The sequence below is a fragment of the Herbaspirillum sp. CAH-3 genome (assembly GCF_009668275.1).
Taxonomy (GTDB): Bacteria; Pseudomonadota; Gammaproteobacteria; order Burkholderiales; family Burkholderiaceae_D; genus Herbaspirillum; species Herbaspirillum aquaticum.
The window spans coordinates 112,094-128,284 of the sequence record NZ_VSWE01000001.1; the positions used below are offsets into that span (position 1 = coordinate 112,094).

At 61.3% G+C, this 16,191-nt stretch carries 14 protein-coding genes; 11 read left to right on the top strand and 3 right to left on the bottom strand.

Going from position 1 to position 16,191, the window contains the following annotated elements:
• Positions 1–4 precede the first annotated feature (4 nt).
• Positions 5–748 (bottom strand): response regulator, encoded by a 744-nt coding sequence (locus FYB76_RS00530; RefSeq protein ID WP_154132335.1) that lies wholly within the window; start codon positions 746–748, stop codon positions 5–7.
• A gap of 129 nt (positions 749–877) precedes the next feature.
• On the bottom strand, positions 878–1,015 hold the full coding sequence (locus FYB76_RS00535) for a hypothetical protein (RefSeq protein ID WP_154132336.1): 138 nt from the start codon (positions 1,013–1,015) through the stop codon (positions 878–880).
• Here FYB76_RS00535 and FYB76_RS00540 point away from each other — a divergent pair.
• From FYB76_RS00540 to FYB76_RS00580, 9 genes are all read left to right on the top strand, one after another.
• Positions 1,014–3,113, top strand: a complete 2,100-nt coding sequence (locus FYB76_RS00540) for a TonB-dependent receptor domain-containing protein (RefSeq protein ID WP_154132337.1) — start codon at positions 1,014–1,016, stop codon at positions 3,111–3,113. The genes FYB76_RS00535 and FYB76_RS00540 overlap by 2 nt on opposite strands.
• Positions 3,113–4,108 carry an alpha/beta hydrolase gene (locus tag FYB76_RS00545; RefSeq protein WP_154132338.1) on the top strand — a complete coding sequence of 332 codons (996 nt, stop codon included), beginning with the start codon at positions 3,113–3,115 and terminating at the stop codon, positions 4,106–4,108. Before FYB76_RS00540 ends, FYB76_RS00545 begins: the two co-directional genes overlap by 1 nt.
• A 102-nt stretch (positions 4,109–4,210) precedes the next feature.
• Complete coding sequence (locus FYB76_RS00550; RefSeq protein ID WP_154132339.1) at positions 4,211–4,879, top strand: PepSY-associated TM helix domain-containing protein; 669 nt, start codon at positions 4,211–4,213, stop codon at positions 4,877–4,879.
• Between the two features lie 74 nt (positions 4,880–4,953).
• A complete protein-coding gene (locus FYB76_RS00555; protein WP_154132340.1) occupies positions 4,954–5,499 on the top strand; it encodes a DUF2271 domain-containing protein in 546 nt (181 codons plus the stop codon).
• Between the two features lie 53 nt (positions 5,500–5,552).
• Positions 5,553–6,383 carry a DUF4198 domain-containing protein gene (locus FYB76_RS00560; RefSeq protein ID WP_154132341.1) on the top strand — a complete coding sequence of 277 codons (831 nt, stop codon included), beginning with the start codon at positions 5,553–5,555 and terminating at the stop codon, positions 6,381–6,383.
• A 102-nt stretch (positions 6,384–6,485) separates the two neighbouring features.
• Positions 6,486–7,493, top strand: coding sequence for an FAD:protein FMN transferase (locus tag FYB76_RS00565; RefSeq protein ID WP_154132342.1), 1,008 nt, complete (start codon positions 6,486–6,488; stop codon positions 7,491–7,493).
• A gap of 8 nt (positions 7,494–7,501) precedes the next feature.
• Positions 7,502–9,007: a sulfite reductase flavoprotein subunit alpha gene (locus tag FYB76_RS00570; RefSeq protein ID WP_154132343.1), complete on the top strand. Its 1,506-nt coding sequence runs from the start codon at positions 7,502–7,504 to the stop codon at positions 9,005–9,007.
• A gap of 149 nt (positions 9,008–9,156) precedes the next feature.
• The gene (locus FYB76_RS00575) at positions 9,157–10,506 is read left to right on the top strand and encodes a hemolysin family protein (RefSeq protein ID WP_195724544.1); all 1,350 of its coding nucleotides are present in this window, start codon (positions 9,157–9,159) and stop codon (positions 10,504–10,506) included.
• Positions 10,507–10,770: 264 nt separating this feature from the next.
• Positions 10,771–10,965 (top strand): DUF1289 domain-containing protein, encoded by a 195-nt coding sequence (locus FYB76_RS00580; protein ID WP_154132345.1) that lies wholly within the window; start codon positions 10,771–10,773, stop codon positions 10,963–10,965.
• Between the two features lie 26 nt (positions 10,966–10,991).
• Here the strand turns inward: FYB76_RS00580 and FYB76_RS00585 are convergent, their stop codons facing one another.
• On the bottom strand, positions 10,992–11,402 hold the full coding sequence (locus tag FYB76_RS00585) for a TM2 domain-containing protein (protein WP_088754136.1): 411 nt from the start codon (positions 11,400–11,402) through the stop codon (positions 10,992–10,994).
• Between the two features lie 346 nt (positions 11,403–11,748).
• On the opposite strand from FYB76_RS00585, the gene FYB76_RS00590 reads away from it, so the two are divergent.
• Together FYB76_RS00590 and FYB76_RS00595 are read left to right on the top strand one after the other, a co-directional pair.
• Entirely contained in the window at positions 11,749–13,083 is a 1,335-nt protein-coding gene (locus FYB76_RS00590; protein ID WP_088754305.1) for an MFS transporter, read from the top strand.
• A 156-nt stretch (positions 13,084–13,239) separates the two neighbouring features.
• Positions 13,240–16,104 carry a UvrD-helicase domain-containing protein gene (locus FYB76_RS00595; protein ID WP_154132346.1) on the top strand — a complete coding sequence of 955 codons (2,865 nt, stop codon included), beginning with the start codon at positions 13,240–13,242 and terminating at the stop codon, positions 16,102–16,104.
• Positions 16,105–16,191 lie beyond the last annotated feature (87 nt).

Here is a 16,191-nt window from a genome sequence, read left to right on the forward strand (position 1 = left end):
GCCCTCATGGCGTGGCCGGGTCGGCACTCACGCGCGCGGCCAGCAGGTAGCCATTGCCCCAGACCGTCTTGAGCAGACCGGGCCTGCGCGGATCGGGTTCGAGTTTCTTGCGCAGACGGCTGACCTGGCTGTCGATGCTGCGGTCAAAGGCCAGTGCGTCGCTGCCGGCGGTCAGGTCCAGCAGGCGGTCACGCGACAGGACCGTGTTGGGATGCTCCACCAGCGCCCGCAGCAGGCGATATTCCACGCTGGAGAGGGTCACGAGGGTGCCGTCCCGGTCGCGCAGTTCGCGCCGTTGCACATCGAGTGTCCAGGTGTCGAAGACATAGCGCTGCACGGTGCCCGCACCGGCCGTTTTGGCCGGGACCGGCAACGGTCGTGCCACCCGGCGCAATACGCTGCGGATGCGGGCCAGCAACTCATGGGGATCGAAGGGTTTCACTACGTAATCGTCAGCACCGGTCTCCAGGCCGCGGATGCGGTCGCTGCTGGCCGCCAGCGCAGTGAGCAGGATCACCGGCGTGCCATGCTGCTGGCTGATGCTCTGGCACAGCGAAAGACCGTCCTCGCCCGGCATCATCACATCCAGCACCACCAGGTCGAATGCCTGCGCCTGCAGCAACGCCCGTGCCTGCGCGGCATTGGCTGCCAGGCTGACCTGCATGTCCTGCCGGCGCAGGTAAGCCGCCAGCGGCTCGCTGATGTCCGCATGATCGTCCACCACCAGGACGTGACGTTGCGCGTGCATGTTCTTGTTCCTTCCCCTTGATGACGGCGGTGCGCGCAATGCGCCCGGATGAGGCGCACGCACCGTGCGACTTGCCACAATTTGACAAACTTTTGTCAATTTTAAATGAATATAATTCTCATTCGCAAATCACTCGCCATGGTCCGGGCCGTGCTGGGCCCGTTCGCCTTCCCATGCATCCGCGTCGATGCGGGCTGCCGTTGCCGCCTGCAGGGGCGGCCTTGCGCCCGGACCCTGGCACGTCATCACCACAGGGGAATTCATCATGCATCATCCGCATCATCACCTTCCTGCGCCTGGCGCGCTGTCCGTTACGCGCGTGGCGCAGGCGGTCGCGGCGGCGCTGGCCTTGTATGTCGCCGGTTCCGGCCTGGCCGTGGCCCAGGATGCAGGGGCTGGCCTGAAGGAAGTGGTGGTCACCGCCACCGGCTTCGAACAGGAGGTGGTGGACGCGCCGGCCAGCATTACCGTCATCAGCCAGGAGGAGCTCAAGAAGCGTCCTTTCCGCGATCTCACCGATGCCCTGCGTGATGTCGAGGGCGTCACCATTACCGGTACCGCCAGCGAGAAGGACATCTTCATTCGCGGCCTGCCCGGTGCCTACACGCTCATCCTGGTGGATGGCAAGCGCCAGAGCACGCGCGATGCACGGACCAATGGCAATTCCGGCTTCGAGCAGTCCTACATTCCGCCGCTGGAGGCCATCGAGCGCATCGAGGTGGTACGCGGACCGATGTCTTCACTCTATGGATCCGATGCCATGGGCGGCGTCATCAACATCATCACCAAGAAAGTGGCGCGGCAGTGGGGCGGCTCGGTGAGCGTCGACACCACGCTGCAGCAGCATGGCGACTCGGGTGACGCCTATCAGGGCCAGTTCTACGTCAACGGCCCGATCGCCAGCGAAGTATTGGGCCTGCAACTGTGGGGCAAGGTCTACAAGCGCCAGGAAGACCGCATCCTCAATGGCAATACCAAGGCGCTCGATACCGATTTCACCGCGCGCCTGGCGCTCACGCCCAACAAGAATCACGACATCCTGGCCGAGATCGGCACATCCCAGGTGCGTCGCGACGCCTCCAGCTATCACACGTTGGCCGCGACCCGTAGTACCGCCGACAGCTATACGGAAAACCCGCGCGACCACATGGCACTGTCGCATACGGGCCGCTACGGCTGGGCCACGTCGGATGTCTCGATCGCCTACGAGAAGGCGCAACGCAAAACTTATACCGAGAGTCCCGTCGGCAGCGATCGCTACACCCAGGCCACGCGCGCGCCAAAGATCGAGAATCTGGTGCTGGACGGCAAGCTGTCCATGCCCCTGGGCGCGCACTGGATGGTGCTGGGCGGGCAGTGGAACGAGGCTACGCTCACCGACGTCAACCCGGGCGTGAGCAGCACGCGCGTGCAGGAATTCCGCATTGCCCAGAAGGCGCTGTTCGTGGAGGATGAGTGGAAGCTCACCGACCGCCTGGCCCTGACCGGCGGCCTGCGCCTGGACAACCACGAGGTCTACGGCAACCACTGGAGCCCGCGCCTCTACGCGGTGTGGCATGGCAGCGAGCAGCTGACCATCAAGGGCGGGGTCTCGCGCGGCTTCAAGGCACCGGACATTCGTACCATCGCGCCGGGCTACGCCTACACGACCGGTGGTGCGGGCTGCACCGTCGGTCCCACCGGCACCTGCGGCGTCATCATCGGCGACCCCAACCTCAAGCCGGAAACCAGCACCAGTTGGGAGCTGGGCGCCCTGTGGGACAACCACACCGGCCTCTCCGGCGGTGCCACGCTGTTCTACACCGACTTCAAGGACAAGGTCAGCAATGCCCTGGTCTACAACGCCGATGGCTCCATCGCCCGCTGGTCGGCCAACAACAATTACCGTCTCTGGTATAGCTACAACGTGGATCGCGCCACCATCAAGGGCGTGGAGCTGAGCGGCCGCTGGCAGGCCACGCGCAGCCTGGCTTTCAAGACGAATTACACCTTCACCGATTCGCGCCAGAAGGGCGGCAGCTACGATGGCTATGCGCTGGCCCGCACGCCGCGCCACATGTTCAACCTGCGCGCGGACTGGAGCCCGGCTGATGCCTGGACGGTGTGGACCGCGCTGAACTACCACGGCAAGGAAGTCAACGCCGCCGCGCGCGTGGGTACGGCCGGGACCACCATCTCGTCCTCGGGCGTGAAGGAGTACAAGGCCTATACGCTGGCCGATCTCGGCGTGACGCATGCGGTCAACCAGCGCACATCGGTGAGCGCGGCCATCTACAACCTGACCGACAAGCGACTGGACGAGCAGAGCTTCAACACTGTCGGCGACGGCCGCCGCCTGTGGGTCAGCCTGACCCAGCGCTTCTGATGGAGCCGCTGCTGCCGGGCCGCCGGCGTATCCTTGGCGCGGCGATGCTTGCCTGCCTGCCCGCCTGGGCCGAGGCCCAGCCGGATCTGTCGCATCCGCTGGGTCCCACCATCGCTGACACTGGCTCGGCCTGGTACCGCTTCAGTCGCTTCACGCTGGGTTCCGTGGATGGTCAGCGCAGCTACCGCATCACGGTGGGGGTGCCGCTGCGTCCGCCACCGCCGCAGGGCTATCCGGCCATCGTGCTGCTCGATGGCAATGCGGCGCTGGCGGCCATCGACGAGCCGCAATTGCAGGCGTTGCAGGATGGCTCGCCGCCGGTCATCGTGGCCGTCGGCTACGACACGGCGCTGCGCTTCGACGTGGCTGCCCGCGCGTATGACTACACGCCGCCCATCCTTGCCGGTCAGGTCGATGAGGAAACCTCGCGCGGACGACGTGGCGGCGGCGCGACGGTGTTCCTGGATCTGCTGCAGGATCGCATCCTGCCTCAAGTGCGCCAGCAGGTGGCACTGGATGCCACGCAGCTGAGCCTGTGGGGCCACTCCTATGGCGGCCTGTTCGTGCTGCACGCCTTGTTCACCCGGCCGGGCCTGTTCAGCCGTTATATCGCGGCCAGTCCCTCGCTGTGGTGGCAGGGTGGTGTGATCCTGCAGGAAGAGCAGGCTTTTCCGGGAGCGCCCGGTGCCCGGCTGTGGTTGATGGCGGGGGAGGCGGAACGGCGCGAGCGCATGCCCACGGAGGCTGACGATCCACGAGCCCGCGCCATGCTGGCCGCGCGCGCAGCCATGCCGCCGCAGGCTTTGCCGGAACTGGCCGGCCGGCTGCGCGACCGGCACGGTCTAGAGGTGCAGTGGCAAAGTTTTCCGGGATTGGCCCACGGTCCCATGCTGCCGGCCTCCCTGGCACCGGCACTGCGTATCGCGGCGGGGCTGGCCTCTTGGCGGGGTTTGTATCCGCATGTATCGCAAAGTAAAAGTACGCCGGGCGGCTAGCGAGGTATGGATGAGTCCAGATATAATTGAGAATTATTATTATTTGGTGCGAAATCCGAGGGGCCTCGCCTTGTTCCTCCTTCCCGATTCCGCTGCCGTCTCATGAAGCCCGCTGCCGCCCATCCCCTGCCTGCCGTTGCTGACCAGAAACGCCGTGCCTTCTGGCTCAAGCACCTGCATCAATGGCATTGGATCAGCTCCGGCATCTGCCTGGTGGCCATGCTGGTGTTCGCCGCCACGGGGCTCACGCTGAACCACGCCGCCCAGATTGAAGCCAAGCCGCAGGTTACCCATCGAAAGGCCCTGCTACCCGAATCGCTGCTGGCCCCGCTGCGCCAACAGGCGGAAGCGGCCGATGCCAAGGGCGGCAGCAAGGCCGCGCTGCCGCCCGCCGTGCGCGACTGGGTTAGCCGTGAACTGGCGGTAACGGTGGATCAGCAGAGCGCAGAATGGTCGGCCGATGAAGTCTACGTGGCCCTGCCGCGCCCGGGCGGTGACGCCTGGCTGCGCGTGGCGCTGGAGGATGGCCAGGTCGAATACGAGAAGACCGACCGCGGCTGGATTTCCTATTTCAATGACCTGCACAAGGGCCGCAATACGGGGACGGCCTGGAGCTGGTTCATCGATGTGTTTGCGGTGGCTTGCCTGGTGTTCTGCATCACCGGCCTGTTCCTGCTGCAGATGCATGCCGGCAAGCGCCCGGCCACCTGGCCGCTGGTGGCGCTGGGGCTGGTAGCGCCCTTGCTGCTGGCGCTGGTCTTCATCCACTGAATTCGTCGTTTCCCTTAGCCAGACAGGCCCTTGCGGCTTGCAGCCAGTCATCCTGTTTTCTTTAGCGAGGTCCCATGAAGCGTAGCAAGTCCGCCCTGTTGAAACCGACTGCCCTGGCCCTGGCCATGGCGGCGCTGTTTGCCACTGCCGCCCCGGCGGGTGCAGCGGAGATGAACGTCAACATCGAAATCCCGACCCTGAACGTGGCCGAATATCACCGTCCGTATCTGGCCGCCTGGATCGAACGCGCCGACCAGAGCGTGGCCGCCAACCTGGCGGTGTGGTACGACGTGAAGAAAAAAGACAAGGAAGGCGAGAAGTGGTTGAAGGACATGCGCCAGTGGTGGCGCCGCAGCGGACGTGAGCAGCAGATGCCCATCGATGGCGTCAGCGGTGCAACCCGTGCACCGGGTGTACAGAAACTCAATTTCGGCTCCGGCAAGGGCCCCATCGCCAACCTGGCGCCCGGCGACTATGTGCTGATGGTGGAAGCCGCACGTGAAGTCGGCGGCCGCGAGCTGGTGAAGGTGCCGTTCCAGTGGCCGCCGAAGTCGGCCCAGAGCGCCAAGGCCCAAGGCACCAGCGAGCTGGGTGCCGTGGCGCTGGAACTGAAGCCCTGATGGCCTGCCATCTCTGACTCCCCAACAAGATCAACCAGAACAAGGAACCTGCCATGTCGTTTTCCCTCAAGCACTTCGCCGGCCGCTCCATGAAGATCGCCGCTTTGGCCCTGGCCATCAGCCTGCCGCTGTCGGCCCACGCGCATCGCCAGTGGCTGCTGCCCTCGGCCACCGTCCTCTCGGGCAATGAAGCCTGGGTCACGGTGGATGCCGCCGTCTCCAATGACCTGTTCTACTTCGAGCACTTCCCGCTGCGCCTGGATGGCCTGGTCGTGACCGGTCCCGATGGCAAGCCGGTGCAAGCCGTCAATGCCGCCACCGGCAAGTACCGCAGCACCTTTGACGTGCAGCTGAGCCAGCCCGGCACCTACAAGATCGCCGTGGTCAACAACGGCGTCTTCGCCAGCTACAAGGTGGATGGCCAGCAGAAGCGCTGGCGCGGCACCGCCGAGACCCTGGCCAAGGAAATCCCGGCCAATGCCACCGAACTGAAAGTGACCCAGATGAACAGCCGGGTGGAAACCTTCGTCACTGCCGGCAAGCCGAGCAAGGCTGCGCTGGCCCCGACCGGCGTGGGCCTGGAGCTGCAAGCGGTGACCCATCCCACCGACCTGGTGGCGGGCGACACCGCGACCTTCCAGCTGCTGCTCGATGGCAAGCCGGCCTCGGAGGTGGAAGTGGAACTGGTGCCCGGCGGCATCCGCTATCGCGACAAGCTGCAAGACAGCAAGGTCAAGACCGATGCCGAGGGCAAATTCAGCGTGAAGTGGACCGGCCCGGGCATGTACTGGATGGAAGCCAGCGTCTCCGACCAGAAGACCTCGCTGCCGCAGGCCACCCAGCGTCGCGCAACCTACATTGCCACCATCGAAGTGCTGCCCTGATCGCTTGATAGCCTTTGATTGCAGTTGATTGCAGTTGATCGCATTTGATTGACCCCGATGGCGCCTGTATTGCAGGCGCCGTTTTCATTGCCGAAGATGACGATGTCCCACCGCGTCCTGATCCCCGTCGACCTGCAAGCCCCGTCCATCCTGCCACCCGGTGTGGCGCTGCGGCGCCTGTCCGGCCAGACCATGGGCACCACCTGGAGCGTGCAGGCACTGGCCCCGCGCAGCCTCACGCAGGAGATGGTTGAAGCGGCCATCGCGTCCCGGTTGCAGCGGGTCATCGACGAGATGAGTACCTGGGAAGCCGATTCCCTCATCAGCCGTTTCAACCGCGCCCCTGCCGGCAGCTGGCATGCCTTGCCGGAGGACTTCTTCACCGTGCTGGACGCCGCGCTGACCATGGCCACAGATAGCGCCGGTGCCTTCGATCCCACGGTCGGTCCGCTGGTGGACTTGTGGGGTTTCGGCGCGGGCAGCGTGCCGCGGGATGCATTGCGCCTGCCTGACCCGGCCCTGCTGGCGTCGACCCGCCAGCGCTGTGGCTGGCAGCGCATTGTGCTTGACCGGGCAGGGCGCAAGGTGCAGCAGGCAGGGGGCGTGCATCTGGATTTTTCCGGGATCGCCAAGGGATACGCGGTGGACCTGGTCGCGCAGGCGCTGCGCGAGTGCGGCTGCGTGAGCTGGCTGGCCGAGGTTGGCGGCGAGCTGGTGGGCGAGGGCGTCAAGGCCGATGGACAGCCCTGGTGGGTGGCGCTGGAACGCCCGCCCCAGGATGACAGCCCCGCCATGGTCGTGGCCTTGCACGGCCTGGCCATCGCCACCTCGGGTGACTATCGCCGCTACGTCGATCACGATGGCCAGCGCTATGCGCACACCATCGATCCCCGTACCGGTACACCTGTGCGCAGTGCACTGGCCTCTGTCACGGTACTGCACCGGCAATGCATGGTGGCCGATGCCCTGGCGACCGTGTTGACTGTACTGGGGGAGGAGGCCGGACTGTCCTTTGCCCGTGAACGCGGGATTGCCGCTCTTTTCATCACCCGCGCAGACGATGTCTTCCGCGAGACCCTCACCCCGGCCCTGGCCGCCATGCTGGAGTGAGCCAGACCATGCAGACCCGTTACCTGATGGCCGCGCTGGTGGCGCTGACTTACCTGGTGTTCTGCGTGATGACCTTGCTCCGGCATCGTCGCGCGCAGCAGTTGCAGCAAGCCGAGTGGGGCACTGTACAGGCCACTGGCCCGCAAACCGTACTGGTGGTTTTTGCCAGCCAGACCGGTACAGCTGAGCAACTGGCCTGGCAGACCGCGCAAAGTTTGCGCTCAGGTGGCCTGGTGGTGCGCGTGCTGCCGGCCGGACAGTTGACCGATGCCGACCTGCAGGCGACGCGCCTGGCCCTGTTCGTGGCCAGCACCACGGGCGAGGGCGATGCCCCCGACGATGCCTCCGCACTGGCCCGCCAGCTGGGCAGCAGCGACAGCGCCGCTTTGCCGGACCTGCGTTTCGGCGTGCTGGCCCTGGGCGACCGCAGTTATCAGCAATACTGCGCGTTCGGCCATGCGCTGCACGCCTGGCTGTGCCGCCGCCACGCGCAGCCGCTGTTCGATGCCATCGAGGTGGACAACGGCGATGAAGGCGCGCTGCGGCATTGGCAGCACCAACTGGGTGTCTTGAGCGGCCACAGCGATGAAGCCGACTGGAGCGCACCCGCTTATGGCCGCTGGCGCCTGGCCGACCGGCGCGTGCTCAATCCGGGCAGCCAGGGGGATCCGGTGTTTCACCTGAGCCTGACGCCGCTCGACCTGCCCTCGCCCGAGTGGCAGGCCGGTGATATCGCCGAGATCGGGCCGCAGAACAGCGTGGCTGCCGTGGATGCCTTCCTCGATGCGATCGGCCGCCAGGGTCAATCCCTGCGTGCTGCACTGGCCACGCGGCTGCTGCCGCACGAGGCCAGCCAGCTCGCCGCAGTGCGCAGCCTGCCAGATCCGGAATTGCTGGCCGCCTTGCCGGCGCTGCCGCATCGCGCCTATTCGATTGCCTCGCTGCCCGCCGATGGTGCGCTGGAACTGATGGTGCGCCTGATGCACCTGCCCGACGGCCGCGCCGGCCTGGGTTCCGGCTGGCTGGGGCTGCATGCACAGCCAGGGCAGGAGATCGCCCTGCGCGTGCGCAGCAACCGCAGTTTCCATGGTCCTGGCGATGATCGCCCGCTGATCCTGATCGGCAACGGCACCGGCCTGGCCGGCCTGCGTGCGCATCTGCGCGAGCGTGTGGCGGCGGGGCAGCGGCGCAACTGGCTGTTGTTCGGTGAGCGCTCGCGTCAATACGATTTCTTCCATCAGCAGGAACTGCAGGACTGGCAGGCCCAAGGCTGGCTGCAACGGCTGGACCTGGCCTTCTCGCGCGACCAGCCCGAGCGCATCTATGTGCAGCACAAGCTGCGCGAAGCCGCTGATGTCCTGCGGCAATGGGTGCAAGAAGGCGCCAGCCTCTACGTCTGCGGCAGCCTGCAGGGCATGGCCGGCGGCGTGGCCCTGGCGCTGCAGGAGATCCTGGGCGAACACGTCCTGCAGGCACTGGCCGAAGAAGGACGTTACCGGCGCGACGTCTATTGAGGCGATGACCGATGGTTGTGGTGGAGGACCCTGCCGCGTGGCCGGCAGAATGCTTCATTGCGCCCTTGATTGGCGTGAATTTGCTTTTTCTCCCCGTTGCGCGAGAGAATGTCACGTCAAATCAATGAGATAAGAACAACATGAACAACATGAGCATATTCACCAGTCTGCTGCTGATCCTGCTCCTGGTCGTGGTCAGCGCCTTTCTTTCCTGCGCCGAGATCTCCATTGCCGCCTCGCGCAAGATCCGTCTTGAGATGATGTCCAAGGAAGGCGTACACAACGCCGACCGTGTCCTCTCGCTGCAAGCCCAGCCGGGCAATTTCTTCACGGTGGTGCAGATCGGCCTGAACGCCGTGGCCATCCTGGGCGGTGTGGTGGGCGAGCCGGCGCTAACGCCGCACATGCGCGAGATCGTCAGCACCTTCTACGTCGGCCCGATGCTGGAAAACATCAGTTTCGCCATGTCCTTCCTGGTGGTGACGGCCTTCTTCATCCTCTTTGCCGACCTCATGCCCAAGCGCCTGGCCATGGCCGCCCCGGAGCGCGCCGCGGTCGCCCTGGTGCAGCCCATGCTGCTGCTGGAAACGCTGTTCAGGCCGCTGGTGTGGTTCTTCAACAGTCTGTCGAAGTGGATCTTCACGCTGTTTGGTCTGCCGCAGGTGCGCCAGGACGTGATCACCCCCAGCGAGATCCACGCCATGGTCGATGCGGGCGCGCAGGCCGGGGTGCTGCTGACGCAAGAGCATCACCTGATCGAGAACGTGTTCGAGCTGGAAAGCCGCTACGTGCCCTCGGCCATGACGCCGCGCGACAGCATCGTCTACTTCCTGCTGACCGACAGCGAAGACATGATCCGCCAGAAGATCATCGACCATCCGCATTCACGCTTCCTGGTCTGCGATGGCCACATCGACGCGGTGCTGGGTTACATCGACAGCAAGGATGTGTTGAAGCGCCTGCTCAAGGGTGAACAATTCTCCCTGGCCGACAAGGGCCTGGTGCATACGCCGCTGTCCATCCCCGACTCCCTGAACCTGTGGGAAGTGCTGGAACGCATGAAGGCCATGGATGAAGACCTGGCCATCGTGGTCAACGAATATGCCCTGGTCGTGGGCATCATCAGCATCACCGATGTGACCGGCGTCTTGATGGGCAACCTGCTGGCCATCACCGAGGAAGAGCAGCAGATCGTGCGGCGCGATGAGAACTCTTGGCTCATGGATGGCTTGACGCCCTTGAACGATGTCATGAACGAACTGGACATCGACGAATATCCCAATCCGGTGGGCTATGAGACCTTGTCGGGCTTCATCATGTACATGCTGCGCAAGATTCCGAAGAAGACCGATTTCGTGCTCTTCTCGGATTTCAAGTTCGAGGTGGTGGACATCGAGGGCAATCGCATCAACCAGTTGCTGGTGACCCGTTTCAAGCAAGACAAATCGGAAAAATCGGACAAATCTGATAAGAAAGAGCAGTCCAGCAAAACTGAATAGCACTCCAGCACAAATCAAAGCCGATTTTTCAGAGTTTTCCTATGCCCATGGGCGCCATAAACCCGGATACTCCCGTCCAGTCGCTTGCTTGAAAGACTGGTACTCGGGGAAAGCAGGCGGCTGCAACACCTGTAGCAAAGTAGTAACCGTAGCAGAGGTAGTCGTGGGCTGGCCCGCATCCGCAAGGATGCGGGCCTTTTTCATGGGGCGCGGCGCCAGCAGGCTTTCCGGCATTGCAGTACAGTCAGCACTGGTTGAACATGAATGAAGTGGAATCCGGAAGTGGCAAAAGACGTCAAGAGCCCCTGTGTCTCGCTGTGCAAGCTCAAGCACGAAGTCTGTACCGGCTGCGGCCGCACCCGGGATGAAATCAAGGATTGGAAATCGATGAAGCGCAAGGAGCAGCTCCACACCGTGGAGCTGGCCGCCAAGCGCATGAAGGCATTGAAGAAGAAGTAGGGCAGCCGGGCAGGCTGCCGGCGGGATCAGGCGCGTGCGCCGTGATTGCGTTCGGAAACCTGGGCGTTGAGCGTCCAGAAGTCGTAGAGCACGCCCAGCAGGAAGAAGCCACCGGTGAAGAAGTAGACGATGCCGGTGATCCACTTGCCGATGTACATCCGATGGACGCCGAAGATGCCCAGGAAGGTCAGCAGCAGCCAGGCCACCGAATAATTGATCTCGCCAGCCACGAAACGGCGGTCGGCCTCGCGGTCCATGGACGGGATCAGGAACAGGTCGACGATCCAGCCGATGCCCAGCAGGCCCAGCGTAAAGAACCAGATCGTGCCGGTGACGGGTTTGCCGTAGTAGAAGCGGTGCGCGCCGAGAAATCCGAAGATCCAGAGCAGATAGCCCAGGGTTTTGCTGTGGGTGTTGTTGTTGATGTTGTTGTTCATCCAGGCTCCAAATGAGGGTGAGGCAGGAAATACGGTGATATGAAGATTGTTGCGCACGATCAGCCGTGCTGCATTGTGACATGGGCACATCCGTAAAGTGCCCTTTGCGCAGGGTGAAGCAACTTGTCAGACGGCGGCTGCTTGTCGGCCAAAGTCTTCACATCGTTGTGGCAATCCGACGGCTTGCCCGCAAGAAAAGGCCAACTGGTATAAACTGTTCCCCTTCAGGAGGCCGTGAAACGAAGAGCCTCCCTGGAATTTCGCCACTGTCATCCGCCTTGTTGCCCCGTTGCCTACCGTGCGACCCTCGCTGCTCATTCCGCTCATTGTCGGCTGTGCGCTGTTCATGGAAAACATGGACGCCACCGTGCTGGCCACCTCGCTCCCCGCGCTTGCACGGGATCTCAACCAGGACCCGATCACCCTGAAACTGGCCATGACCGCCTATGTCGCGGCGCTGGGCGTGTTCATCCCGATCTCGGGCTGGATGGCCGACAAGCTGGGTGCGCGCAAGGTGTTCAGCTGGGCCATGATCGTCTTCATGACCGGCTCCATCCTGTGTGCCGTCTCGGGTTCCCTCGTGACCTTCGTGGCGGCGCGCTTCCTGCAGGGCATCGGCGGGGCCATGATGGTGCCGGTGGGGCGGGTCATCATCGCCCGTTCGGTGGACAAATCCGAGCTGGTCAAGGCGGTCAGCTACCTCACCCTGCCGGCGCTCTTGGGGCCGGTGGTGGGGCCGCTCCTGGGCGGCTTCCTCACGACCTATTTCCATTGGCGCTGGGTGTTCCTGATCAACATCCCGTTCTGCTTCCTGGGCCTGTACCTGTCGCATCGCTTCATCCAGAATTTCAAGGAAGACGATCCGGCACCACTCGATGTGAAGGGTTTTGTGCTCACCTCGGTGGGGGCGGCCATGATCATGCTGGGTCTGTCGCTCTTCGGCAGCCACCTGGTCGATGGCGCCACGCCGGTGGCCATGTGTTCCATCGGTGCCGTCGCGCTGGTGATGTACTACCGCCATTCCACCCAGATCCCGTATCCGCTGCTGGACTTTCGCCTGCTGCGCATCCCCACGCTGCATGCCAGCGTGGTGGGTGGCTCGCTGTTTCGCATCGGCTTGGGTGCGGTGCCGTTCCTGCTGCCGCTGGCCTTGCAGGAAGGGCTGGGCATGACCGCCTTCCAGGCGGGCAGCATCACCTGTGCTTCGGCTTTCGGTTCGCTCTTCATTCGCTTGCTGGCCAGCCGGGTGCTGCGTCGTTATGGCTTCCGTACCGTGCTGATGGTCAATGCGGTGTTTGCCGGCATCGCGCTGGCGGCTTACGGCATCTTCAGCATGCATACGCCTTACCTGCTCATCGTCACCATCGTGTTGATGGGCGGCGTGTTCCCGGCGCTGCAATTCACCTGCCTCAACTCGATCGCCTATGCTGACATCGACAGCCGCGACGCTGGCCGCGTCACCAGCCTGGCCAGCGTCATCCAGCAAGTCTCGCTGGGCCTGGGCGTGACGGTGGCCGGGATCGTGCTGCAACTGTCGAACCACCTGCAGGGCCATGCCACCATCGTCGAGGCTGATTTCTGGCCAGCCTTCCTGGTCATCGGCCTGTTCTCGGTGGCCTCCGTGCCGATCAGTGGCAGGCTGCCGCACAATGCCGGGCTGGAGCTGTCGCGCGGGAAGTGAACGCGCGGCGGTGTCCTCGGCCTATTTCACTCCACAAGCTAGCCAAGAGCCACTCCCGCTCTTGGAAAAAGAAAAATTCCCAATTCCATTAAGATGTGAAGTTAACTGCATATAGCAGCACAACTAAAAGCGCTTCTTGGGTAGGGGTGAATAAGGGTGGAAAGCGAAGTAACTCAGGTCTGGGGACCGTCTGTTATTGGGCGATTGCTGTGTTTTTCTCCAACATGGGAGATCAATACACAGGAAAAGGCATGTCAGTTGTCCGTAAATGGCCGCCGACAGCGGATGGCCTTATCGCAATTTGAAGATGCCAAATTTACCCCCGGACTCTTTTGGACCCAGATCGAGATTGCCAACAGCGACGGTGAGTCCTTCACTCTGGATGGAATTCCGAATCTGCGGGCCAACAAGCTCAAGATTGCGCTTGGCAAGTCCGTCGCGGCAATTCAGCATGCCGCGAAGATAAAGTGGCTGATTGAAAATTTTGAAGAGCAGATTGAACCCATCAAGACTTGGGTGATCGCCCTTCGCAGTGCCATCAGTGATCAGTTAAAACGACATGGTTGGCTTACGACGGAATTTGCAAAGGCCAACGAGGCGCTTAAGCCCGATACCCTTGGAAATCTTCTTGATGCGCCTGAAATCAAGGACTATCTAAACGCACATCCGGAGATCACCAGGACACATGGGCTGGACACGTGGGGAAAGCCCGTTAGCCAAGTGGTGGCGGAGTCCAATGATGCCCACCTCAGCAACCAGCTTGAAGCGTTCAAGGATTTTTTCGATGGCGTCGAAAAGGCTCCTCTCACGCAAGAACAAAGACAAGCGGTTATCTGCTTTGATAACAGGGTCTTGCTGGTAGCGTGCGCCGGATCAGGTAAAACATCCACGATGGTTGCTAAGGTTGGATACGCTTTATTGAACCGGTATCTTTCTCCTGATCGCATACTTCTCCTTGCATTCAATGCCGATGCGGCCGCCGAACTTCGAGATCGGTTGGATAGGCGTTTGAGTCCATTCGCGGTTGATGTGGAGGGGGTCAAGGCGAGAACCTTCCATTCTTTCGGGCTTGAAGTCATCGGTCAGGCAACAGGAAAGAAACCAAGACTCGCCCCGTGGCTGGAAAGCGCCAGATCGGATCTTGAAAAATTAATGAGCATCGTTGATACGCTCAAAGATCAAGACCAAGTATTCAGAACCCAGTGGGATATGTTCCGAATCGTCCTGGCTCAAGATATGCCGGCATTTGGTAAGGATGAGGAAGTTGCTGAAAGCTGGGACCATGTGAATGGCAGGCCGTCTTTCTGGACAAAAAACAATGAACAAGTAAAAAGCTATGGCGAACTCCTTATCGCTGACTGGCTGTTCTATAACGGCGTGAAATATCAATATGAAGCGCCTTACGAGCACGATGTCGCAGATGCGCATCACGGACAATATCGCCCAGACTTCTATTTTCCCGATATCGATGCATATCTTGAGCATTGGGGAGTCGACCAGGATGGCAATCCTCCAGAATCGTTCAAGGGATACAAGGAAAGCATGGAGTGGAAGAGAAGAACGCACAAAGAGCATGAAACTGTTCTTCTTGAAACCACGACTGCAGGGATTGCCGATGGTCAGATATTTACCTATTTGACGAGTGAGCTGACGCGGCTCGGTATTCACCTTGACCCCAATCCAGATCGCCCCGTTAAGGGCCGCAAGCCCATTGAAAATGCACGTCTGGCGCGAACCATTCGCTCTTTCATTACGCATGCTAAAAGCAACAGGTTAAATGTCCTGGGCATACGACAGCGCCTTGATAACGAACACGGTCAATTCAAGTTTCGTCACCGGCTGTTCCTTAACCTCATTGATGAAATCTGGAAGGCATGGGAGACGGAGCTTCGTTCGTATCAATCCATCGACTTTGAAGACATGCTCAATAAGGCCACTGATCTTATTGAGTCAGGTAAGTGGAAGAGTCCGTATGGACTCGTCATGGTTGATGAGTTCCAAGATGCCAGCCATGCGCGAGCAAAGCTGCTTGCAGGCTTGGTCAAGGAGCCCGGAAAACATCTCTTCGCCGTAGGCGACGACTGGCAAAGCATCAACAGGTTTGCCGGTGCCGATATCTCAGTCATGACCAATTTCCAAGATGGGTTTGGCGAGCACGTGACCCTCAAGCTTGAAAAAACTTTTCGATGTGTCAGATCCATCTGTGATGTAAGCAGTGCTTTTGTGATGAAGAATCCCAAGCAGCTTAGAAAACTTGTTACCTCAATTCAGGACAGCCCGGATGCTTCCCGGCGTGAAGCCAACGAGGCAATGGACAATCTTTTCTCTGTTGTTTCGTCCAGTTCGGAGGGTATCGATCATCTTCAGCAGAAGCTTGCAGCTGCGACGGATAGCAGCGATTCAGCTATCCGCATCATCTGTGCCGATAAAGAGGATCAGATTAGGGATGTCGTAGCGATCCAGCTCAAACGAATCGCTGATGAATATCGAGCGGAGCGGACAAGACCTAGCGTATATGTTCTGGGGCGATATCAAAAGGACAGACAGTTCGTTCCACTTGATCACTTCGGTCTCGATGTGGAATTTGTCACAGTGCATTCCGCGAAAGGCTTGGAAGCCGATCACGTCTTCATTCCCAAGATGACCTCTGATATTTTGGGGTTTCCAAGTCGTGTTGCGGACGATCCCGTATTGCGACTGGCAATGCCAGGTGGCGACGATTATCCCTTCGCAGAAGAAAGGCGGCTGTTTTATGTAGCGCTCACGCGTGCCAGGAAAACAGTCACCTTGGTTACCGTTTCAGGGAAAGAGTCATTGTTCATTACCGAAATGATGAAGGAATACAAAGTTCCTCTTCTGAAACGGGAAGGACAAGTGCCCAACGCTAGTGAAATATGCCCCAAGTGCAAGATCGGACTGCTATCCAAGTTAAATGGGAAATATGGTCCGTTCATTGGGTGCACCAGGTTCCCCAGGTGTGATTTCAGACGCAGCTATTCGGAGAAAAGGCCAGCCCTCTGACCTGATCAGCCTGCTCAGGCAGTTTCCGTCAGCTGCGGCACGATGGTGCATCGGTAGTTTGTTTATTGCGCAAGTGAGCCTGGGCAG